The following is a 6,525-nucleotide window of genomic DNA, read 5'->3' on the forward strand; positions in this document are numbered from 1 at the left end:
GTACCAATTTATATTTTATAGTATTATGTCAATATGACTTTCTCAATCCTGGCGATTTCTGATGATAAATCTGAGATTGGTATTGCTGTGCAGTCCAAGTTTCCTGGCGTTGCTACTAATGCAATATTCGGGAAAGGTTCTGTTGGTGTTGTCGCAACCCAAGGTTTCTCTAACCCTGACCATGCTGAAATGGCATTGAACTTATTGGAGAAAGGTCAATCTCCTTCTGAAGTGATTGAAATAATCCGAAAAGATGATCCAGACGAAACCCAAAGACAATTAGCAATACTCAGTACAACTGGAGAGTGTGCAGCATATAGCGGCGAAGAACTTACCTGACTACCGGGAAATACAACTTTTCGAATAGGCAAAAAATCCGTCGCAGTCGGAAACTTATTACGCTCTACTTCAGTCGTCGATGCAATGGTGGACTTTATTGATTCAACCTCAGGTGATCTAGCACCACGTTTATTAAGAGCACTTCAACTTGGGCAAGATGCCGGTGGTGAAATTCGTGGAATGCAAGCAGCTGGAATACTTGTATTTGAAGCTGGTAGTGGATTCCAATCACACGGGTCGAAAAAAATTGATATCTCTGTTTACGACCACTTAGACCCGATTGTCGAACTTAACCGATGCTACGAAATCCACAAACTGTCATATTTTCCTAGCGATCCGAAAAATCTGCGAGCCATTTCTCCGGATTATGTAAAAGAACTAAAAAGTATTCTACGATCAGAGGGTTTTCTTGCAACAGATTCTGATGACTTGACGTGGGGTGATTTAGAAAACACTGCGATTGAAAATTTCCTAGGTTTCGAAAATTATGACGGACGCATTCGCAACGATGGCCTCATCGACATAGAAGTACTCGCCGATATTCGTGCCAAACGGTCATAGGATCATTTATCCATTAATTTTAAAAACAGAAACTAATCTATCGATGCTACTCGACCATTCCTCGAATCGGTTCCAGTCCCAAGTGGTTTTGGTCGTTTTGATTTGTGATTTCTCTTTTTGAATTGAAATAAAGCATCAATAGCCAAGACGAAACCCCTAATCTTAGGAACACAACCCATCATTTTACCTAATTTGGCAATTTGACTTGCCAAATTAGGTTAAATATGGTAAGTTAGAGCCATGATCAAGCGTTACTACACTACTGAAATGATCGAAAAAAAGTTGCTTCCCGCGAGGGTATTGGTTATATATGGCCCACGACGAGCAGGAAAAACTACATTGGTAGAGAGCTATCTTGCACAAACCAATCACAAAAATGTTTTGTCAACTACTGGTGACGATATTGATTTTCGAAAAATTATACAATCTGAATCAATAACAAAAATCAAAAGTGCATTATCAAACCTGGATCTTTTAGTTATCGACGAGGCACAAAGAATTCGCAACATCGGCTTAGGTCTGAAAATTTGTGTTGACCATATACCTAACCTTCGAATTATAGCTACAGGATCATCAAGTTTTGATCTCGCAAATAAAATTGGAGAACCACTTACCGGGCGACAGAAAATTATAACACTCTTCCCTATTTCAGTTTTAGAATACAAAGATCAATTTAACCAATTTTCGACACAACAACAATTAGAAAATTTTCTGATCTACGGAACGTACCCAGAAGTCATCGAGACAATAAACGTAGACGAGAAAAAAGACTATCTAAAAACACTTGTTGACTCCTATCTATATAAAGACATCCTTGAACTTGAGCAAATAAAAAATGCAGATAAAATTTTTGATCTGCTAATACTCATCGCACACCAAGTCGGCAATGAAGTTTCATTAAACGAACTTGGAAATAATCTTGAATTAAGCAAACAGACAGTAGAACGATATTTGGATCTACTAGAAAAGTCATTTGTAATAGTAAAAGTAAGAGGATTCTCTCGAAACTTACGAAGTGAAGTAACTAAGACAGCAAGATATTATTTTCTTGATAACGGCGTACTAAATACAATCATCAATAATTTTAATTCACTAGATCGACGAAACGATGTAGGAAAACTTTGGGAAAACTTTATGTTTGCAGAACGCATGAAAAAACGCAGCTACAAAAATATCTTGGCAAATATTTATTTTTGGCGAACATATGACCAAAAAGAGATTGATCTCATAGAAGAACGTGAAGGAAATCTATTCGGATATGAATTCAAATATTCAAATAAAATCGTCAAACCACCTAAGTTATGGATAAATACATATAAAGACGCAAAGTTCGAAACCGTAAATTCTGATAACTTCTGGGAGTTTGTTTTATAAACTCAACTTAAGAACAAAATTAATATGACTAACTTGATTTATGTGAAATTACCATTTATTTTAACGATATAACTTGTGGCTAGTTCAATTGGCAGAGCATCAGACTCTTAATCTGCAGGTTCTTAGGTTCGAATCCCGGGCGGCGTACTAATAATTTAGGATATAATTTACTATGAGCCTTTCAGAAGTTTTTTCAATCCTTACAGGTGTTACCTTTGCTATAAGCGCAGGTTGGTACACAATTGATGTTGCAAAAAAGAAAGTTACTGCAAGCGTTGCTACTTTTATTATGCTCACTGTAATAAATATATCCAACATGGCTTCTCTAATAGCTGAAAATTCTTGGGGTCCAGTACCTTTCACTGCAGTCGGTACTACTGCCTCATTCTTAATTGTACTGTTTGCAATTAGAAACAGACATATCTATTTTGAGTTGCCAGATAAAATTGGACTTATAGGTGCACTCATTGGACTAACAATATGGTTTATCACTGATAATGCTACGACGAACCTTTACGTCATAGCAATTGTAGAAACAATCGTTTTTCTTCCACTCATTATAAAATCGTTTAAAGAACCCAACCTTGAAACTACTCTGCCATGGCAGATTAATCTTCTAGCTTCTACATTTCTACTCTTAACAATCAATTCAATGGCGGCTGCAGTTTGGATTGTTCCTGTGCGACAATTTCTATGTTCATTCTCACTTAACATTGGCCTCTTAAGAGGAAAAATAACATCTAAAAAAAACAAAAGCTAAAAAACTTATTTTTGATTCCGGTCGGTTGTAATAGTCTAAACATTCTATGATTAATAAAAAAATAGATCCTATTCCAGAATCGCCTAGCAACTTAGTAAGTCCCGAGATACTTCAACCACTCTATTCAAAGCCGTTCCAATCGGATATGATTGAGTGTACTAACAATTATGATAAGTTTTACCCTAGTCAATAGCCCGACATCTATTAATTATTGTTTTGAAATATATTTTTTTAGTTTTATTGTTAGTTGCGGAACATTCTCGGTTGCAGACTCAAATATACGCAAAGTGTCTAACACGTCATACCCATGAGCGATTTTATGACGCATCGCTACTGCTGGTCTTAATAAATTTGAAATATTGCTGTCCAATTCTTCTAAAATTCTGTTTGCGCATTCACCGATTTTTATAAAGTTCATTAAAACTATATCTTGTGCATCTTCATTAACTTCAAAAACTTCAAATGGCATTTTTTTGGTTACTGTAATTATTCTTTCACATGCAAAAATGATATTTTCAATATTATATATAATTAGTTTTTTAGGCAGCATGATAAAAATCTTTTGAAGGTTTCACCATGAATTCATAATATTTTTCTGGCACAAATTTTATAGGCACTAAATCGACTTTCCTACCGACTACAACTTCAAGCTCATCCCAAAAAACATAAATATCCCAACCTATACATTTGCTATCATCCAAAGCATAGAGTAAATCAAGATCAGAATTCTCGTGTTGCTGACCTGTTGCAAACGAACCAAATAACCTTAATTCTATAACACCATATTTTTTACAAAGCTCAATTATCTTTTCAGAATCTAATTTTAAACCAGGTAGATCTTTAATCATACTAATATTTTACCACCTTATTTGTTTAGTATCGCACTTTTAGCACTTGACAAATTAGCCCTAACGGTAAGTTTAATTAGCAGAGCACCAGACTCTTAATCTGGTGGTTCTTAGGTTCAAGCACTGGGCGGCGTACCATACTATTTTTGTATAGACTTAGATTATGGTAATGAACTTACAATGGGCGCACACCCACCGAGATGGTATCTCTGATGCTGAGTTGTGGCTAATACATGGTTTGGGTGATTCTTCTAATGTTTGGGATTTTTTATTTGATGATCCAAATATGCCTCATTTAGCTATGACGTCTATTGACCTGCCTGGATTTGGCAATACACCATTTATTGAAGATAATTGTGAACTTGAATCGCTCGTAAAAAGTTTGAAAAATATCATTTTGGAAAACCGTACTAAAAAAACTATTGTTATTATTGGCCATTCTGTTGGTGGCGATATTGCGACAATGCTGGCTTCACAGTATCCTGAGATGATACATGGCATTATTAATGTCGAAGGAAATCTTACAAATGCGGATACATTCTTTTCAAGAGAAGCAGCCACTTCAAATGAGTTTGGAACATGGTTTGAAAATTTTAAAGATAAAGTTGCTGACCTAATCCAATCCGGAGATATACCAGGAAGCTATTTAACTAGTCTTAATAAATGTGACCCTGTGGCTTTTCAAAGTTTAGCAAGTCGCATTGTTGCTCTAGGCGGAGATGAACTTGGGAAAATGTATATCGGGCTTACTACTAAAAAATGTTTTTGGTATGGTACTTCATCTCTCTCACAAGAATCATTACGACTTTCCGAAAAAGAAAATTTAGATACAATTCCTTTTTTTGAAGCTAACCACTGGCCAATGTTTGATGCACGAGATAAATTTGTGAAGGAAATAAATAAATTTTTAAATACAATTTAAATCTCATACATCAGTTATTTTATTCAAGTGTGTTATATAACAATTTCACTATTTAAAGTTATTCCAACCCGATATGCTTGGGCGTACTGATTTACTTTACCTCTACGATTTCTCTAAAAGAAACTGGTGCGCGTCCAGTTAAATCCTCGACATCTTTTGAGACCTTTTCCCATCGACCTTCGCGAATTGATTCAAACATTGAAGTGTATGCAAATATCCACCACGGGTCCCAACTTGCCTGGATAATTTGCTCTTTAAATTCTTCAGGACTCACATTGACATATTCGATAGTTTTTTCTGAAGTGGAGAGCTGTTCCGCGACTTGGAACATATTGAATCCACTTGGACCGGTTACTTCATGAATAGATCTATCATCTTCACGAAGTGCCAACTCGCCTAAGCATCGACCTACATCACATCTACTCACAAACGACACACGACCATCGCCAGCAGGCAATCGAAGCTCACCTGTTTGATGGAAATAATTAATTACTTCCCGTCCGACATTACCTCTAGCCCCCGTAACAGCAATACGCATATTTCACGTCCTTTATTGAAAAGCTACCAAAACAATAATACCTCGGGTTGCTACGAGTTACTCTCCAAAGTTGTTCTTATAAGTAATAAGAGGTACCAGTTACTTATTATGAATTACTCGGATAAAAGTAAACCGTAAAATATGGTAAATCTTTTCCATTGTCATCCATCTCCATGTTGAATGTAATATCTTGCACTTTCATTTCACTATCCATTGTTTCTATTGTAGAAGCTAGATGTTTTAAAAGTTTCGGAATACTACTTTGATCTTCTCCAGCAGGGAGATTCAAACTGAAATGATTACAAGAAAATTGTTCGGTCATGATTAACATGATATCAGAGCAGAAATCGATAATACTCTATGAGCCCATTCTTCAATCAGACACCAATCAGAATTGTGTTAGCATCATGCCTTATATTGAAGGGATTTCTAATGCGAATGGCTCTGGCTCAACTCAAACTTAGCGATACTATCCAAAAAAATAAAGATAAAACCATAAGCGCAATAGAAGAAGCTTCCGCCAACGCTACAGAGCTTATCTGTTTTCCAGAACTACAGCTTTATCCATTCTTTCCGCAACATAGAGATCAGAATGTTGAAGAGCACTCATTGGCGATTGACGATCCTTTCGTTTCTGAAATGCAAGCAACATGTAAGCAACTCTCAATTGTCGCTGTGCCTAACTTTTATTTAAAAGAAAAAAAATGGATTTCTGTGGAGAGTCAATTGTTGTACACCCCAAGGGTAGTATTATTACAAAAGCTAACGACCAAGAACAGATCTTATACGCAGATGTGGATATAGATGGTGGTCGAAAGCTTCGAGAACAGAATCTTTTCCTGCCATTACTTAGACCAGAAGCATATAATTTCGATTCTAAGAACGGTTAAGAAAGTAAACCCCACTCAGGTCAGAAAACCAATATTTAAAGTAGTTCCAGTCAGTAAAAATTTTGGCGTACTGATATTAAGTGGTAGCTGACTTAACTGGTTTTCTAGATCGCAGATGTTTTTTCGTGATCGTAAATCCGACCGATGAATAGAGAGAACGTGCCCCAAAGGGGTTTTCAGCATTTGTTTCTAATATCACTTCTTTTACTCCACGGCTTTTCAGCTCAAAGAGAACTTTACCTAACAACAATCGCCCAAGTCCACGTCGTCGAAATTTCTCCAGAATACTAACT

At 36.2% G+C, this 6,525-nt stretch carries 11 protein-coding genes and 1 tRNA gene; 7 read left to right on the forward strand and 5 right to left on the reverse strand.

What is annotated here, in order from left to right; all coding sequences use genetic code 11:
* Positions 1–33: 33 nt before the first annotated feature.
* The 4 genes from KBF89_08590 (at position 34) to KBF89_08605 (ending at position 3,034) form a co-directional block, all read left to right on the forward strand.
* Complete coding sequence (locus KBF89_08590) at positions 34–339, forward strand: DUF1028 domain-containing protein (GenBank protein MBP9116379.1); 306 nt, start codon at positions 34–36, stop codon at positions 337–339.
* Between the two features lie 84 nt (positions 340–423).
* A complete protein-coding gene (locus KBF89_08595; GenBank protein ID MBP9116380.1) occupies positions 424–900 on the forward strand; it encodes a DUF1028 domain-containing protein in 477 nt (158 codons plus the stop codon).
* Positions 901–1,140: 240 nt separating this feature from the next.
* Positions 1,141–2,274, forward strand: coding sequence for an ATP-binding protein (locus KBF89_08600; GenBank protein MBP9116381.1), 1,134 nt, complete (start codon positions 1,141–1,143; stop codon positions 2,272–2,274).
* Between the two features lie 172 nt (positions 2,275–2,446).
* Complete coding sequence (locus KBF89_08605) at positions 2,447–3,034, forward strand: hypothetical protein (protein ID MBP9116382.1); 588 nt, start codon at positions 2,447–2,449, stop codon at positions 3,032–3,034.
* A gap of 208 nt (positions 3,035–3,242) precedes the next feature.
* On the opposite strand, the gene KBF89_08610 is transcribed toward KBF89_08605, so the two are convergent.
* Both KBF89_08610 and KBF89_08615 read right to left on the reverse strand, forming a co-directional pair.
* A complete protein-coding gene (locus KBF89_08610) occupies positions 3,243–3,584 on the reverse strand; it encodes a DUF86 domain-containing protein (GenBank protein ID MBP9116383.1) in 342 nt (113 codons plus the stop codon).
* The gene (locus tag KBF89_08615) at positions 3,574–3,882 is read right to left on the reverse strand and encodes a nucleotidyltransferase domain-containing protein (protein MBP9116384.1); all 309 of its coding nucleotides are present in this window, start codon (positions 3,880–3,882) and stop codon (positions 3,574–3,576) included. Before KBF89_08615 ends, KBF89_08610 begins: the two co-directional genes overlap by 11 nt.
* A gap of 63 nt (positions 3,883–3,945) precedes the next feature.
* Between KBF89_08615 and KBF89_08620 the strand changes: the two genes are divergently transcribed.
* Together KBF89_08620 and KBF89_08625 are read left to right on the forward strand one after the other, a co-directional pair.
* Positions 3,946–4,020 (forward strand) — tRNA-Lys (locus KBF89_08620).
* A 25-nt stretch (positions 4,021–4,045) separates the two neighbouring features.
* Positions 4,046–4,804 carry an alpha/beta hydrolase gene (locus KBF89_08625; GenBank protein MBP9116385.1) on the forward strand — a complete coding sequence of 253 codons (759 nt, stop codon included), beginning with the start codon at positions 4,046–4,048 and terminating at the stop codon, positions 4,802–4,804.
* Positions 4,805–4,895: 91 nt separating this feature from the next.
* On the opposite strand, the gene KBF89_08630 is transcribed toward KBF89_08625, so the two are convergent.
* Both KBF89_08630 and KBF89_08635 read right to left on the reverse strand, forming a co-directional pair.
* Positions 4,896–5,342 (reverse strand): hypothetical protein, encoded by a 447-nt coding sequence (locus KBF89_08630; GenBank protein MBP9116386.1) that lies wholly within the window; start codon positions 5,340–5,342, stop codon positions 4,896–4,898.
* Between the two features lie 106 nt (positions 5,343–5,448).
* Complete coding sequence (locus KBF89_08635; protein ID MBP9116387.1) at positions 5,449–5,664, reverse strand: hypothetical protein; 216 nt, start codon at positions 5,662–5,664, stop codon at positions 5,449–5,451.
* Positions 5,665–5,780: 116 nt separating this feature from the next.
* Here KBF89_08635 and KBF89_08640 point away from each other — a divergent pair, with 116 nt between their 5' ends.
* Positions 5,781–6,146, forward strand: coding sequence for a hypothetical protein (locus tag KBF89_08640; GenBank protein MBP9116388.1), 366 nt, complete (start codon positions 5,781–5,783; stop codon positions 6,144–6,146).
* Between the two features lie 162 nt (positions 6,147–6,308).
* Here KBF89_08640 and KBF89_08645 read toward each other — a convergent pair.
* Positions 6,309–6,525 (reverse strand): GNAT family N-acetyltransferase (locus KBF89_08645; GenBank protein MBP9116389.1); only part of this gene is annotated, 217 nt, incomplete at its 5' end.

The sequence above is a fragment of the Acidimicrobiia bacterium genome (genome assembly GCA_018057765.1).
Classification (GTDB): Bacteria; Actinomycetota; Acidimicrobiia; order IMCC26256; family JAGPDB01; genus JAGPDB01.